At 39.7% G+C, this 15,744-nt stretch carries 12 protein-coding genes; 5 read left to right on the top strand and 7 right to left on the bottom strand.

Annotated elements, in window-relative coordinates:
- Nucleotides 1-212 precede the first annotated feature (212 nt).
- The gene (locus HZA38_04995) at nucleotides 213-1,226 is read left to right on the top strand and encodes an FAD-dependent oxidoreductase (GenBank protein MBI5414839.1); all 1,014 of its coding nucleotides are present in this window, start codon (nucleotides 213-215) and stop codon (nucleotides 1,224-1,226) included.
- A gap of 58 nt (nucleotides 1,227-1,284) precedes the next feature.
- Here the strand turns inward: HZA38_04995 and HZA38_04990 are convergent, their stop codons facing one another.
- The 5 genes from HZA38_04990 to HZA38_04970 form a co-directional block, all read right to left on the bottom strand.
- Nucleotides 1,285-1,971, bottom strand: coding sequence for a hypothetical protein (locus tag HZA38_04990; GenBank protein MBI5414838.1), 687 nt, complete (start codon nucleotides 1,969-1,971; stop codon nucleotides 1,285-1,287).
- A gap of 111 nt (nucleotides 1,972-2,082) precedes the next feature.
- A complete protein-coding gene (pheS, locus tag HZA38_04985) occupies nucleotides 2,083-3,084 on the bottom strand; it encodes a phenylalanine--tRNA ligase subunit alpha (GenBank protein MBI5414837.1) in 1,002 nt (333 codons plus the stop codon).
- Nucleotides 3,085-3,139: 55 nt separating this feature from the next.
- Nucleotides 3,140-5,146 (bottom strand): DUF4012 domain-containing protein, encoded by a 2,007-nt coding sequence (locus HZA38_04980; GenBank protein ID MBI5414836.1) that lies wholly within the window; start codon nucleotides 5,144-5,146, stop codon nucleotides 3,140-3,142.
- Nucleotides 5,147-5,189: 43 nt separating this feature from the next.
- Nucleotides 5,190-5,564 carry a hypothetical protein gene (locus HZA38_04975; GenBank protein MBI5414835.1) on the bottom strand — a complete coding sequence of 125 codons (375 nt, stop codon included), beginning with the start codon at nucleotides 5,562-5,564 and terminating at the stop codon, nucleotides 5,190-5,192.
- A gap of 70 nt (nucleotides 5,565-5,634) precedes the next feature.
- On the bottom strand, nucleotides 5,635-8,274 hold the full coding sequence (locus HZA38_04970; protein ID MBI5414834.1) for a hypothetical protein: 2,640 nt from the start codon (nucleotides 8,272-8,274) through the stop codon (nucleotides 5,635-5,637).
- Nucleotides 8,275-8,466: 192 nt separating this feature from the next.
- Between HZA38_04970 and ruvC the strand changes: the two genes are divergently transcribed.
- Nucleotides 8,467-8,970, top strand: a complete 504-nt coding sequence (gene ruvC, locus HZA38_04965) for a crossover junction endodeoxyribonuclease RuvC (protein ID MBI5414833.1) — start codon at nucleotides 8,467-8,469, stop codon at nucleotides 8,968-8,970.
- Nucleotides 8,971-9,040: 70 nt separating this feature from the next.
- Here the strand turns inward: ruvC and pheA are convergent, their stop codons facing one another.
- Entirely contained in the window at nucleotides 9,041-10,762 is a 1,722-nt protein-coding gene (gene pheA, locus HZA38_04960) for a prephenate dehydratase (protein MBI5414832.1), read from the bottom strand.
- A 252-nt stretch (nucleotides 10,763-11,014) separates the two neighbouring features.
- Nucleotides 11,015-12,118 carry a bifunctional diaminohydroxyphosphoribosylaminopyrimidine deaminase/5-amino-6-(5-phosphoribosylamino)uracil reductase RibD gene (gene ribD / locus HZA38_04955; protein ID MBI5414831.1) on the bottom strand — a complete coding sequence of 368 codons (1,104 nt, stop codon included), beginning with the start codon at nucleotides 12,116-12,118 and terminating at the stop codon, nucleotides 11,015-11,017.
- Nucleotides 12,119-12,225: 107 nt separating this feature from the next.
- Between ribD and HZA38_04950 the strand changes: the two genes are divergently transcribed.
- The 3 genes from HZA38_04950 to HZA38_04940 all read left to right on the top strand — a co-directional run bounded on the left by HZA38_04950 (nucleotide 12,226) and on the right by HZA38_04940 (nucleotide 15,683).
- The gene (locus tag HZA38_04950) at nucleotides 12,226-13,128 is read left to right on the top strand and encodes a hypothetical protein (protein ID MBI5414830.1); all 903 of its coding nucleotides are present in this window, start codon (nucleotides 12,226-12,228) and stop codon (nucleotides 13,126-13,128) included.
- A 113-nt stretch (nucleotides 13,129-13,241) separates the two neighbouring features.
- On the top strand, nucleotides 13,242-13,733 hold the full coding sequence (gene ilvN / locus HZA38_04945) for an acetolactate synthase small subunit (GenBank protein MBI5414829.1): 492 nt from the start codon (nucleotides 13,242-13,244) through the stop codon (nucleotides 13,731-13,733).
- Between the two features lie 15 nt (nucleotides 13,734-13,748).
- Nucleotides 13,749-15,683 carry an ATP-dependent metallopeptidase FtsH/Yme1/Tma family protein gene (locus HZA38_04940; GenBank protein ID MBI5414828.1) on the top strand — a complete coding sequence of 645 codons (1,935 nt, stop codon included), beginning with the start codon at nucleotides 13,749-13,751 and terminating at the stop codon, nucleotides 15,681-15,683.
- Nucleotides 15,684-15,744: the final 61 nt, after the last annotated feature.

Below are 15,744 nucleotides of genomic sequence, written 5' to 3'. Positions count from 1 at the left end.
TCTCAAAAAGGAGTTATCTGCCTGGCAAAAACAACGCAATCAAAGTCTATCAACAATTCAATGGAAATTCACAAAGCAAGATGCTGACCAAAAACTACAGAGACACTATACATGAAATTATTTATTGGAAATTATACTAGGAATAGAAGATATACAGACCATGTGAAATAATCAATTTTTCCGCTACCATGTTGCCAGTTTCAGCAAATTCTATGCGTTCAAAAGATTGGACACGGCAAAGCATAAGAGTTCGGCATAAAAAATCAAGATATCCGAATATTTTTGACTGTATTATTCTTGGAGCTGGTCCCGCGGGAATGACCGCGACGATTTATGGTGCCAGGAGAAAAATGTCGATTCTCCTCATTTGCGGACCAAAAGTTGGAGGACAAATGAAATGGTCGTCTGATATTGAAAATTATCCCGGAGTGAAAAAAATTACCGGTCCGGCGCTTACCGACCGATTTTTTGATCATGTTCAAAAAATTTCCGAAGATCCAAAACATTTTGATGTTTGGGTCAGAACGAAAGAAAGCGCAAGAAAAATTGGAAAGAAAAAAAATATTTTTGAAATTCACACTGATCAAAAAAATGTTTTTCGATCAAAAACGATTCTTTTGACGATGGGAAAAATCCCAAGGACACTCGGAATTCCTGGCGAAGAAATTGCAATGAAAGGAAATGGACTTTCTTTTTGCGCAACTTGCGATGCACCGCTCTATAAAGACTGCAAAATGGCGATTCTCGGCGGAGGAAATTCTGCAATGGATGTAGCGCTTCAGCTCGAAAAATATACCGATGACATCACCATTTTTACTGATCTTGATGATCTCATGGGAGAAAATGTGCTTATGGAAAAAATTAAAAAAAGTAAATTTATTTCGGTGAAATATTCCATTGCCGTAAAGGAAATCCTCCTCGATAAAAAAAAGCATGTACGCGGAATTCGATATACTGAGAATGGAGGAAAGATTCAAGAATTTTCCTGCACAGGAATATTTGAGGAAATTGGGAATATTCCCGCTACGAGTTTTTTGGAGGATTTTGTGAAACGAAATACTCACGGGGAAATTCTCACCGATGCTCGCTGTAGAACGAATATTCCCGGCGTATTTGCTGCTGGAGATGCAACGACAGAACTCCACAAACAAATTATCGTTGCCGCAGGACAAGGCGCAATTGCAGCGCTGGAAGCGCATGAGTATATTTTGAATTCTCAAGATTAAGTCAGCCTTCTCATAACTCCGAAAAATGAGATCGACCGGAAAAGCATTTCAAGAATTTTCAGACGTGAGAAACTTTACTCCTTATTTTTGCTATAAAATCTGTAAAAAAAGAAAAAAATCCTGCATTCTGACCATTTGTCGATGGAGACTCTTGAGCTATCGGTTCTGGTCTTAACCCAAGAACGCGCCAAAGGAGATTGAGTTCAATTGGTGCATTAATCCAGTTAATCATAATCTCTCCAGGATGATGCCTTGCATCTTGTAACCTTCGCTGCAAAGATGGGCGTTCTGATAATTTTTCGAGTCCCTCATCTCCGAGTATTTTCAAAAGAGCGATCACTTGTTCTTTGCTGAACTTCAAATGAGTGTCTTGTTTTGCTTCTCGTAAAATTCTGAGGACTTCTTCTTTTTCCGCATCTGAAGGTTTTTCTGGACGCAGAATTCCGTCCTTACCGGCTGAACGCAGTCCATCTCCCGGAGGAATTGGCGCGGTTTCAGAACTTTCTGGAGCAACACTCGTACCGATTTCTAAAGTCTCAGCAGGTGCTGTCCTTTTGGAGCTATCATCACACGATCTGCCCTTATTTAAGAGCTCCCGAATGAGAACACCTTCTTCTTTCGTAAACTGAACATGTACCCACGACTGTTGAAGTTGTAGTTTTTGTAGTATTCTCACGAAAAGAGCTCCTCTGTTGGATGGTTTTTCGGCGAACCCTAGTTCTGGCAAAACCTTCGATTGTTCCATGAAAAAAAGACTATAAGATAGAAACCTTAATATTTTATAAAAAATTGTCAATTAATATTAATTATTCGCTTAGAAAAACGTGATCCGTAATTCCGTAATTCATAATTGATTCTAGAACTGCTCCAAAAATCTCAAATCATTCTCATAAAACAGCCGCAGATCAGAAATTCCATGTTTGATCATGATTTGGCGTTCAATTCCGAGTCCAAACGCAAATCCATTCCATTCTTTTGGATCGAGTCCTCCATTTTTCAGGACATTTGGATGCACCATTCCCGCACCGGCAATTTCGAGCCATCTCTTTTTTCCATCGATATTGAGGAGCGCATCAACTTCGAGTGAAGGTTCTGTAAATGGGAAAAAGGAGAGACGGAATCGGATTTCTGCATCTGGAGCAATGAGCTGGCGAAGAGCGTTTGCAAGAATAAATTTGAGGTGCGCAAGAGAAACATTTCGATCGATCAGAAATCCTTCATACTGATGAAACATCGGAGAATGTGTCGCGTCGGAATCTTTTCGGAACACTTTTCCTGGAGCAATAATTCTGATCGGCGGTTTTCGTGTTTCGTAATATCGAATTTGAATACCAGAAGTTTGGGTTCTGAGAACATATCCCTTCATCCGTTCTTCGAGCCAAAATGTGTCCTGCATCTCCCTCGCGGGATGATCTTCTGGAATATTCAGCGCAGTAAAATTATGCCAGTCGTCTTCAATTTCTGGACCTTCCGCAACTTCAAATCCCATTCTCCCAAAAACATCTTCGATTTCTTCAATTGTGGCATGAAGTGGATGCCGCTTTCCTCGTAAAGTTGGCTTTGCCGGAAGTGTCACATCCATCCACTCATCCTTGAGAATATCATCCCCTCCTTTTGATTCGAGAGAAAAATATCGGTCTGCAACTTTTGCCTCAAAATCTTTTTTCGCAATATTCGCGGCTTTCCCAGCTTCCGCTCTTTCTTTTTCCTGAAGAGAAGAGACATTTCTGAGGAGAAGCGTGAGTTCTCCTTTTCTTCCGAGATATTTTTTTTGAGTATTCTGAAGATCTTCCTCAGATTTCGCTTGAGAAATTTCTTTTATCGCTTTTTTGAGAATATCTTGAATTTCCTTTTCCATGAGTACTAAAAATATCGACCGTGATTTTCCCAGAACACCACGAAAGATGCAAGCCTCAGTCCTCCTTAAGCTCTGCCAAATACGCTGTAGAAATATTCTGCGAAAATTCCTGATCGTGGAACACTTCTCCCTTCACCGAAATTCCTGTTTCATACAAAAAGTCTTTTGAAAATGTATCTCTCTCTGATCCCGCTTGATGAAGCGCATAAAACTCAAAAACTTCCCCCTGGAAAACATTGATTTTGAGCGGTGATTCTACAAAGAGTTCAATATCTCGTTCTTCTCCTGCAGGAACCTTCGGAAACAGGAATCGAAATGCGGTATATTCCGCTTCATCAAGACGTTTAATATCGGAAAAAGATATGTTTTTGCTCGTGAGAAGTCTCGTCCCTTTTGGAAAATACACGGTGGTCGAGACGACATTATTCCCCTTTCCGAGAGTACTTTCTATTTTTTCTTTCGGAATATATGGACTTCCGAGTACAGAAAAAATAGTACTAAACATCTGTTCCGCGTTTTTATCCCATGTGTGTTTTCTTGAGATTTTCAGGGTGTGAAACATTTCTCCGGAAAGATTGAGAAGGGTTTTTTCAGAAATATTCTGCGTCATAAAAGCATCGCTTTTGTTGCCGCCTACATTCATTTGCACAACTCCAAGAAAATCTGTTTTTTTGCCAGATTTTTCGGGGAGATATTTTCCTGAAATGCCGAGATCATCCCAAAGTTTTTCGAGTTCTCTATAACGTGAATATATCTGAATATCCTTTTTTTGAATCCATGACTGAGCGTATGCAAAGAAAACTTCTGGATTCTCTTTCTCTTCAATCTTTTGCTGAAGAACAGGAAGAAGTCTTTCGAGAATTATTTTTGGAGAAATTCCTTCTTCTTCTTTCAAAAATTTTCCTTCAACGATATAGGAAAGAAGAAATGAGACATTTTCTCGAGTGAGGAAAAGATCATCGTTCACTCCCGGAAGTGGAACGGGATCGATTTCTTGCAAAATATCTTCTAAAATCCCCTGATGAATGGCAATTATTGTATCTGCCGTAGGACCTTTTTCTTCTTCCAAAAACCACCGAATGAGTTCTGCAGATTCGGGAAAATCTGGGAAAATATTTGCATCTCTGAGCGCCCATCTTTTCGTAAGACGAGAAAGTTCTTTCGGAGGAGGAATATTTTTTGCGAGTTGTCCATCAAAATCGTATACATCAGAAAATTTTGAAGAAAGAATTTTCCCTTGAGAAATCTCGAGAAGCAAAAGACTTCCGATAAATCCTCCTGTTGGACGAATTTCATCTTTATTTTGAAGCAAAACGAGAATTGTTTGTGGATGATATTTTCCCAAAAAAGTTTCAATTGAGATCGTATATTTTGTAATATTTTCCATTTGTATTTGTGCTTTTTCGAGAAGTGATTTTCCCTGTTCAAGTTTTGATTTTATCCCTTCTGGAAGTGGGCTTGAGAGAATTCGCGCTATGAGGCTTTTTGCATTTTCCATGTGATTCATGAGCTTCTCTATGTTCTCTTTTTCCCTCTCAAAAAGAGGAAGGAGGGATTCTTCTCCTTTTAGGATTTTTGGAGAAATCTTTTCGAGATATGTATGCTCTTCGAAGAGAATATTTCCCATTTCAAAAAGAATATCAGACACTTCAAAAAAGAGGTGCGCCGAGGAAAATCCGCTTGTTATGTTTGTAAAAAATGTATTTTCCTGAGGCGTTTTTTCTAAAAAAAATGCGATTTCACTCAGCTCTTTTTCAAAATCAGAAAATGCTCTTTGAATCCCGCTCCAACCTTTTTGCTGAACTTCTTCATGAATATTTTGAAGATCGGAAAAAAGAGAGTTTTGTATTTCTTTGAGGTTTGTTTCAAATGATTGCACTTTTCCCCATGCATTTCCAGCAAAGAGTGTCAGAAAAAAAATAAGCCCGAGGAAAATCATTCGGCGAGACTCGGCAAAAAAGAAGAAGTTTTTCGGAGATGCAGAAAAGTGAAATGTTTCGTGTTTTTCGCAAGATATTTTTTGTTCTGACCGCTGAAACATATCGAGTGAGGTCTTTTTCATGTGGAAGAAATTGTATCGTTGTTTCCAAAATCATAAATACTCTCTATGTCCAAGCGTTGAGGAGAGAAAGTATCGCAAAAATTATTGCGGCAATTGATATTTTTTTCGTGTACTTGCTCCCCATCCACAAATCAAGAATTGCGAGACAAATAGCGATCGGTTCAAAATAAAATGGAAAAAACTTCAGTCCAAAAAAACTGATGATAAGCGCCGCCGGTCCGAAGATGCGAATTTTTTTTATTTCTTCGATCCCTTCAACCATTTTCTGCACCGGATTTCCTTGGAATGATTCCGGAAGAGGATCATCTGCGCGAATTTTCGTAATTCTTGCTTCTTCCTCTTTTTTTTCTTCTCCGGTCAATACTTCCACTTCATCCGCCGGAATTTCTTCTACTTTCTCTTTTGTATTGGGTGACATGAATTTCGAAAAAAATCAGACCGGATTTTAGTCTACTTCGTGGAATTTCGCAAAAATGTGATGAGAAAAACTACTTTTTTTGCTTCAGGTATTCTTCTAAGGAAATATTCGCCGCATCTTTGAGGATGCCATTCGCATCGGAAACCTCAAGAAGTATCTGTGTTTTGATATCAATAATCCCCGAAAGCTGAACTTCTTTTTGTGAATCTGTCGCTCCGGTAAAAATAATCCCCATCTCATCATCAGAAAATCTCAAACTTCCAGCATCGACCTTTATATCATGTGCTTTGAAAAAAGAAATAATTTCGCCTTTTACATCCTCACGAGACGCTGCTTCTTTTGCCAGATCTCTGATTTTTTTAGCTGCCTCAATGAGCGAAACTTCCTCAAGAGATATGCTCGGGTACTCTTTAAATTTTACGTGTTCGAGAATTTTTTCTCCGGTCTCTTTCTTCATCGTATAGTCAAAACTTACCTCTACTTTTTCAGTTCCCACAGTCGCGTATTCCACATGTACCGCAGTAATGCTCATGGGAAACATATCTGTTCTGAGCACAGTAAGACCAGCTTCTAGGAGAGCAGGCTGAAGGTTTCTGATAACGAGATCTGCAATGACGGGATCCATCTCTTCTGTCTTCTGCACGGCTTCTTGACCTTCTTTTGTCTTGGGTTCAGGAACTGTTACTTCTGGATGAAGTGTTCTATAGATAGCATTTTTGAGGGAAGGAAGAGAATGAGTTCCTTGGATTTTTGTTGTATCTTCGAGTTCAACTTCTTTGATGTATCGGTATGGAAGTGACAATAGCCCCGTGAATACGGTACCATCAGCCATTACCGCTTTCTGAATTTGGAAAAACTCTTCATCAATTCGTTTTCCATTTTCAAGTCGAATATCTGCGAGTTCAAGAATTTTTCGTGCTTCTTCATAATTATCCTTCGGAGATTCTGGAGAATTCTCTGGGGAAACTTCTGGCGGTGCCGTAAAAGCTGGTCCATTCTTTACTGAAGCATCAAGCCATTCTTGAAATCCATTTTCATCACACACTCCGGAAAGTTCACAGGCCATAAGTCGTCTCGTTTGAATCCATTTTTGATAGGCATCGTACGAACAATTTCCGTAAAATTCACACACGTGCAGACGCGTTTCGATTTCTTTCTTCGTTTGTGTAATATTCTGAAATGCCACAAAAGACAGGAGCGTATCAGACCTATCACGAATTCTTGCATCGACATTTTGAAGTACTGAATGTGCGAGGAGTGGTTTTCCTATATCCACAAAACTCTTCGCGAGCACGAGACCTCTCTGAAGAATTTCTAATTCCGTAATCTGCCTCTCTTCATCAGAAGTGAGCGTAAGCTCTTCATCATCCAAAAATGTTAAAAATGTGAGGAGTTCCTGAGTAACTTCTGAAGAATTTTTTAAAAATAAGCGAAAAAGAGTTTCTCGATACAGCGTGAGAAGGTGTGGATGAAAGCTGTTCCATGTATTCCTCCGATGTTCCTGCCAATTCCAAATATCTTGAATACGCTGAATCTCCATGTTCCGCCAAAATTTTTCTGATTTTTCAAAAGATTGCTGAAGTCCATAAAACGCGCTTTTGAGAATTTCTAATTCAAAATCTCGTGCAGCGGATGAAACGAAAGATACTCCCAATTTATCTTCAAGAGTGTGCCTGATGGTTTTATCTGGCAAAAACTTTTCTACAAACTTGATGTCTTTGAGGAGATCCGCGAGTTCGTTCTGCGTAGGCTCATTTTCAAGAAAAAATTGTTGTATTCCCAGTCGATCATTTTCCTGAAGCGCCGTGAAAAATATTTTTTTCTGCGTCTTCCACATCTCTTCATCTCGAACTTTTCTCTTCTCTGGGAAAAGCGAAAGGTATTGCAGAGCCTTTTTTACGACCCATTCTCCATCTTCTTTTTTCTGGAATATTTTTTCTGAATATTCTTTTCGAAGCGCATTATCCCTTTCAAGATTGAGTGAGCTTTCGTAACTTTCTTGATTTGCCTCAACACGAAATTCTCGCAGGAGTTTTGAATATCTCAGTTTTGCTAAAATTTCATTTTTGAGTGGATTTTGAAGAGAAAAAACAGCTTTACTCATTGGCGGAAGGAAGGTTTCTACATCATTTTCTCCGCGATTTCCGAGAATACGAACACTCAGGGTATTCTCCCACGTCGTCACCGTAATGTGGTCACCATCATTTACGAAATCTGCGGACCCATTTTCGACTTGAAAAATATACTTTTGAAATGCCACATTAATTTTTTGAAACCCAAATACCCACATCTCTCCTTTCTCTAACTCGAAAAGTGGAATTTGAGAAGAAAAATGCGTGTTCGTAACAGTTTCACCTTTTATACGCACTTCTCCAATATCCGGAATACTTATGGTACTTTCCGAATTTGAGTCGGAGAAAAGCAAGGTGTTTCCAGAAAGGAGTGCTGTTTTTGTAACAGACACATATTCCTTGTCAAAAGCTTCTTGCTTGAGAATACTTCCCTCGCGAACATCTAATTCGGGAAACTCTGTGTATTGAACTGGGGAAGGAGTATTTGCAAAAACAGTACTAAAAAGTAGGAGAAATCCAAAAAGTGCTCCCGCGATAGAGAAATGTCTCGCGATGTGAGAGTGATACTCTTCATGAGATGAAGAAGAATTCTCTTCTGTTTCTAAGTTGGCCTGCAGTGTGTTCTCTTGATCTTCCATTGGTATTTCAGCGGATATGTTTTTGTTTTTTTGAGGTATAATTTTTGCGCATCATACTATTGTAAAACAAACAAAATCGCTAGTCAATGCCATTTTCCGCATTTTCCTGCCATAATACATACTGGAAAGTTTGGCAAGGAGATTGATTCCATCGCCTACTTATTGCTTATTGCCTACTGCTTATCCCTCCTCATGCAACATAATTTTCCAAAAAACGGGCGTATTTCTCGGATTCTTGGTATTGATCCGGGGCTTGCGACCACTGGATTTGCCATTCTTGAAGTAAAGAATTCTGAAATTGAGCTCAAGGATTTTGGAGTGTTTTTGACAAGGAAAGGAGATCCTCTTGCAGAAAGGCTCCATCAGATTTCGAAAGATGTTGCCGAGATATGCGATACATGGAATCCCCACGTTTTATCAATAGAAAAACTTATTTTTGTTAAAAATGTTACGAATGGTCTTCTTGTGACGCAGGCCCGAGGAATTATTCTTGAAAATGCAGTAGCGAGAGGAATGCAAATCCTTGAATTTATGCCAACGGAAGTAAAAGCAAATATTACGGGCAATGGACGAGCTCCAAAAATACAGATGCAGAAAATGGTACAAAAAATACTGCATCTTGCCGAGGCTCCTACTCCAGATGACGCCGCAGATGCGATTGCGATAGCTTTGTGCGGAGCAGGGAAGGAAAAGTAGTCAGTAGTCAGTTATAAATTGTCAGGAAAAATTGATCATTGATTGCTGACTACTGACAACTTACAACGGACTACACCTCCGATATCACCGGATACGATCCCAGCATTTTTACATGAGCGCCTTTTTCTGAAACTTTTTGGAGAACATCCTGAGTCCTCGCATTATAAATACTCCCTTCAAAATCAAGGAAAAAGACGTACTCTCCAAACATATGTCCTGCAGGACGGGATTCGATTTTTGTCAGGTTAATATTCGCTTTACTGAATTCTTCCAAAACAGAAGCGAGTGTTCCCGGCGCATCTTGATCAAAATAGAACACAATAGAACTTATGGGAAAGCTTTTTTTGGGAGTAAAATTCATTTTTTGGGAAGAGAGAAACGCAAAGCGTGTTTCATTTTCGGTAAGATTGGAGATATCGCGCGACAAAATTTGAAGTCCAGCGTTTTCTACTGCTTCTTCAGAACAAATCACGGCATGATGTTTTTTTCCGCTTCTCAGGAGTTCCTGAATAGCATACGCAGTAGAAGTCACCGGCACGAGATCGGCATTCGGAACTGATTTTGAGAGAAATTTTGAACATTGCGCGAGGGGTTGCGAATGAGATGAAATTTGCTGAATGAGTTCTATCCGGCTTCCCGGAAGTCCTGCGAGTACAAAATGAATTGGCATCCGAAAAAGCGCTTGAATCATCTGATGACTGTTAAAGAGTCCATCGAGTGTCTGTCCGATGCTTCCTTCAATTCTATTTTCCATAGGAACCAGAATATGACGACATTCTTTTTGAGAAAATGCGTCAAAAATTTCCGGAAGAGTTCTGTAAAAAACAATATCTTCTTCCTCTGGCAAAAATCTTTTTGCTGCTAAATGGGAAAAAGTATTTTCTGGACCAAGAAGTCCGAGCCCTCCTTTCTTTTTTTGCTGTTGACGCCCCCACGATGTTTTTGCATGAGTTTTCGCAGCAGAAAGAAAATTAATCACTTCATCAGATTCGTTCTGACATACAGAAGCGAAATCTCCTAAATACTCTCGACATGATTCCCAAAATTCGGAAAATTTTCGGAAATTTTTTTCTTCGATAACATTCGTAAGTTCGCGCGCATTTTCTAAAAACTTCTCCAAAATTTTACTGGTTTTTGGGTTTTGCATCTGAATATGACCGTAGAGACGCGCATCTTGGTAGAGAGTTCGTCCCATAAGATCAAGCTTGAGACGGTATGAAGGCGATCTAAATTCAAAATATTTCTCAATCGGAATTCCCGTACTCTGAAGAGTTCTTGCTGCGGTAACATCGAGAAAATGCATGAGACCCTGAATTACGGTCATAAGCTCATCATGTTTTTCTGCATCAAGAAAGCGAACAAGTGCGTTTTCTTTTTCAAAAATATCAACAATACGTTTTTGCCATTTTTTTCCTCGCCCCTCACAAAATATACACACCTGCGCTTCCATGGAATTTGATGGCGCAAACATCGGATGACATCCAAGAACAGAGCAGTTCGTGCTCCTCATCATTTCCTGCACAATCGGAGCTTTCAGAGAAGTAACATCCATGATGAGTCCTTCCTTTTTTATATGCGGTCCAACCTCACGAATTACGGATGTGGTGACATCTATCGGCACAGAGATGAGAACGATGTCAGATTTTTTGGCAAGTTCTGTATTCGAAATCTTGCTCCGTTTATCGGAAATAAAAACTTCAAAGCCCTGTTTTTGGAACATGTGTGCAAAAAATCTTCCCATTTTTCCTTTTCCTCCGACAATTCCGACAATTTCTTTCTGCCGAGCATTCATACACGAAGAATAAAAAGATAAAAAAAACACCTTCTCTCTCGAGAAAGTGCGTGAAATTCAGAAAAAGAAATATCCTACATCACAGGCACCTTCTCGGCTGACGCCCAAAAAAAGTAAAAGAAAAAGGCCTGAATGAATGATCGAATTGTTTTCATCGAGAAAAAGTATATCGCGATTTTGGAAAAAGAGCAATGAAAGTATTGATTTTTTTTGATTTTTTGAGTTTTCAGAGGCAAACACTCTTTACAACTTCTAGAAAACATATTTCCCTTCAAAAAGCGTATCTACTCCGAACTTTCGCTCTTTTTGGAGATGAAATGCTGGATTCTTAAAAATTTCTTCCACAGAAATTGTCTTTTCTCCAATAATCGTTTTGGGCGAAGTTGAAAAATAGCCTTTTTGAACACATTTTTGGGAAAGAAATTCTTCTGCCGTTCTTTTCCCTCCTTCTACGAGAATGCTTCCGATGTCACGAGCATATAATTCTTTTTGCAGCAAACGGAGATCAAATTGTCGTAGAGACAAGGCATGCCTTGTCTCTCCTTGTTCAATTACTAAGACTCTCTTCCCAAATTTTTTCCTCGCGATTTTTTCATTTTCCGGAAAAACGACCACGAGGAAATTTTCATCCCGAAACACCTGCGAATTTATCGGAATGCGGAGATGTGGATCGAGAAGAATTCGCAGGGGATCTCTTTTTCCCTGAAAAAATTCCCCATACCTCACACCGAGATGCGGATTATCGATGAACACTGTACGCGCTCCGACGAGAATAGCATCGTATTTTTGGCGAAGAAAATGGACGTGTTTGTCTGTTTCTTTTCCCGTTATTTTTGTCTGAGTATGAGCGCCATCTGAAATACAGAGATTTTCACTCATTGCCAGTTTTAAAGCCGTAAACGGAAGTTTTTTTTGAACAGAAAAGAAGAATATTTCATACATATCTGCGTATTTTTCGCGGAGTTCTAAAAAATTTTCATCAACTTCAACGCCACTCGATTGCAATTTTTTTATAGACTTTCCGGAAACAAGTGGATTTTTATCCCGAAAAAGCACCGAAACCTTTGAAATGCCCTTCTCAAGAAGAAAATCGACGCATGGTGGCGTTTTTCCATAATGAAAGCAGGGTTCTAGCGTGACAAAGAGATGCGCTCCTAATACGGAATATCCCTTCTTTTCCGCATCATACACAGCCTCTACCTCTGCATGATGACCTCCAAATCGCTCATGCCACGCTTTTCCAAGAATCACGCCATCTTTCACCAAAAGAGCGCCAACGAGAGGATTTGTTTTCGTGAATCCCATGCCTCTCGTAGCAAGTTTTGCAGCCCGCTTCATGAATTCTTCTGATTTCATATTTTCTATTTTCAATAAAAATTCCTTTTTTGGCGAAAGGAATCGCAGGAAATGTATTGACAATAGTTGCTATTTATGGTAAAAATCATCCCTTTTAAAATCCGTTTGTGAAAAAATTGATATTTCTCATTTCTCTCGGCATTTGGAGCGCACTCTTTTTCCCCGCTGAAGCTTCTCGAGAATATATTTCTCAGGGAATTTCAGAAATCTCTCGGGCTTCTGCTGAAGAGAAGGATAAGACATTTCTTCCAAATATCGCCAAGACTCCTCCTGCAAAAAAAATCGAATCCGAATGTAAGCTCTCTGCCGATACTTCAACTCTTCCTTATGAAATACAAATTGTGTTTCAGCGAGCAGTACAAAAAGCTCCATGCAACTTACTTCAAACGCTTCGAAGTGTTGAAATAGTGGATGATCCAAATATGCCACGGGCGCTTGGAGGAAAATACACTATTAAAATACGAAAGGACGCTTCAAAAAAGCCAGAATTTGAATCTGTTCTCATCCATGAACTCGGACATGTTACCGATATTGGAGGTATCTATGGAAGTCCACAAGGTGGGATAAGTGAGTTCTATGATGGAGATATTCCGGTGTTTCAAGATGATGAAAGTCTCGTTTTTTACCGCATTTCTTGGGAAAGTAGCGAGCAAAAAAAGAGTATTTCTCTCTCGGAGGATTTTGTGAGTGGATATGCAGCATCAAATCCTTTTGAGGATTTTGCGGAATCGTTTCATCTCTATATCGTTCATGGAAATGTTTTTCGAGCGGTGATTTCAAAAAACAAAGCTCTTTCAAAGAAATACGAATTTCTCAAAAATGAAGTTTTCGGAGGAGTGGAATTTCAGACCGGAAATGCTGATGAAAATATGGTCCCAAGACCGTGGGATTCTACAAAAATAGGGATTGGGGACTCAATATCAAAAGCTACAAAAGCAAAATATTCTTCTCTTCCCGCAACATTTCCGAAGAAAATTGAGGTCGTAGGATACAGGGGAAAAGGAAATTAGAAGGGAATTTTCTCGAGACTGAGTTGTTTTTTCCCTTCCTCTTTCCTACAATAGAGACCGTTTGCTTTTTTTGAAACACACGGTTTCTCTGTTCGTAATTTCTTTGTATTTTTATGGTTTCCTCAATATCTCGGAGATACATTGTCGTACTTGTGGAGAATAGATTGGGCGTTTTGAATAGGGTCGCATCGCAAATTCGAAAACGAAACTTCAATATCGAATCTCTTACCGTGAGTGAAATCGATACCCCGGGACTTTCTCGCATCACGTTCGTCGTGGATGGAGAAACCACGAACACGGAGCAAGTTGTGAAACAACTCGACAAACTCATAAACGTAATAAAGGTATGGGACGCAACTCCAGAGAAACTCATTATTCGTGAACTTCTTCTCCTCAAAGTTTTTGCGAATAAAGAGAGCAGAGAGGAGATTCTTCAGTTTTTAGAAGCGTTTCAAGCAAAAATTCATATTGTGTATCGGAAATCTTTGGTGATAGAACTCACGGATTCTCCCGACCTGATTGACGATTTTCTCGCAGTTATGAAAGATTTTGGTATCATAGAGATGGTGCGAACAGGCGCCACTGTTTTAAATCAAGAAGAATAATTCTCCACTTTTCTTATGGATCAATTCTCTCCTCAGCAAAACCCGCAAAAGCCATCTTCTTCTCGAAGCAGTTGGCGGATTTTTTTGATCGTTGTATTTGTTCTCACCGCATTTTTTCTGACATTCAGTGATCAATTTTTTGCGGAGCAAGTCCAGCCCGAGGAAATTTCTTTTTCGGAACTCCAAAACTGGTATCGCGAGAATAAATTACAAACAGTAGATATTAAAGATGACACTGTTACGGTGGCGAAAAAGGAGGAGGAAAAACAATATTTTGCCGTCATTCCTCCATCACTTTCTCTCCGAGAACTTGGATTTGACGATGAAAGCGTGAATAAAGCGACTGAAGTGAAGTATATTTCGACGAAATCGAGTGAATTCTGGGCTGAAATTGCGAGCAGATTGCTTCCTTTTGTGCTCATTATTCTTGTTTTCTTTTTCATGATGCGAGCGTTTTCTAAGGGAGCAAATGGCGCTTTTTCTTTTGGAAAATCACGAGACAAATTGTTTCAAAAGGGCAAGAAAAAGACGCTTTTTGCGAATGTCGCCGGATGTGAAGAATCAAAACTTGAGCTTTCTGAGGTTGTGGAATTTTTGAAAAGCCCGAAAAAATTTACGAAAATGGGCGCAAAAATTCCAAAAGGTGTTCTTCTTATCGGTCCTCCAGGAACGGGGAAAACGCTCCTCGCAAGAGCGGTTGCGGGAGAAGCTGATGTGCCTTTTTTCTCCATTTCTGGATCAGAATTCGTGGAGATGTTCGTAGGAGTAGGAGCAAGTCGTGTTCGTGATCTATTTGCGAAAGCGAAGAAGAATTCACCATCAATCGTGTTTATTGACGAAATTGATGCTGTGGGAAAGCAACGAGGACAAGGCATGGGAGGCGGACATGATGAGAGGGAGCAGACGCTGAATCAAATTCTCACAGAAATGGATGGTTTTGATAATGAGACGAATGTTATCGTCATGGCAGCAACGAATAGACCTGATATTCTCGACAAAGCCCTCCTCCGTCCGGGACGATTTGACAGACGTGTCACCATTGATCTTCCGCAAATGAAAGCACGAAAGGAAATTCTTGCGGTACATGCGATAGGAAAACCGCTTGATGCAAACGCAGATTTGGAAGAAATCGCTCGAGTTACTCCAGGATTTTCTGGAGCTGACCTCGAGAATCTCCTCAACGAAGCCGCAATTCTTGCGGCGAGAGAAAATCAAAAAACTATCACCAAAGAACACCTCCACAAATCTCATGAAAAAGTTATTCTTGGACCTGAAAAAAGATCGCTCATCATGAATGAAAAAGAACGAAAAAATACTGCGTACCACGAGGCTGGTCATGCTGTTATTACTTATGTCATGCCGGAAGCTGATCCCGTACGAAAGGTGACCATTATTCCGCGCGGACGAGCTTTGGGAGTTACTTACAATGCTCCCGATGAGGAGTCATTTACGCAATATACGAAGAAATATTTCACAGAAATGTGTATATTTATGGGTGGAAGAGCAGCGGAAAAATATATTTTTGGAGATGTGTCTTCTGGTGCGGCAAATGATATTCATCATGCGACTATCATTGCGAGAAATATGGTAATGCGATTCGGAATGAGCTTACTTGGACCTATGGAATTTGCGCAGACTGAATTCGGAATGTTTGATATGGGAGACATGAACAAGGCATATTCAGAAGAATTTGCCGCAAAAGTTGATGAAGAAGTTCAAAAACTTTTACAAAGAGCAATGGAAAAGGCGGAAGAAATTTTGAAAGAACATTCACACGAACTCCACCTTGTTGCAGAAGCACTCCTCAAAAAGGAGACTTTGAATCAGAAAGAATTTGAGGCATTCTTCAAAAAGAAAATGCCGAAGAAAAATTCAAAAACTCCAAAAAAAATATCTCAGCAAAATGGAAAGACAAAAGAAGTATCTCCTGAAAGTAAGCCGAAAATTTGACGTGTATTTTAAAAGCGAGTAGCATTTTTTTTGAAAATCGCATTTACAGTCGATTTCTCCC

The organism is Candidatus Peregrinibacteria bacterium, from assembly GCA_016220175.1.
Classification (GTDB): domain Bacteria; phylum Patescibacteriota; class Gracilibacteria; order CAIRYL01; family CAIRYL01; genus JACRHZ01.
This window is presented reverse-complemented; position numbering and strand designations above follow the sequence as displayed.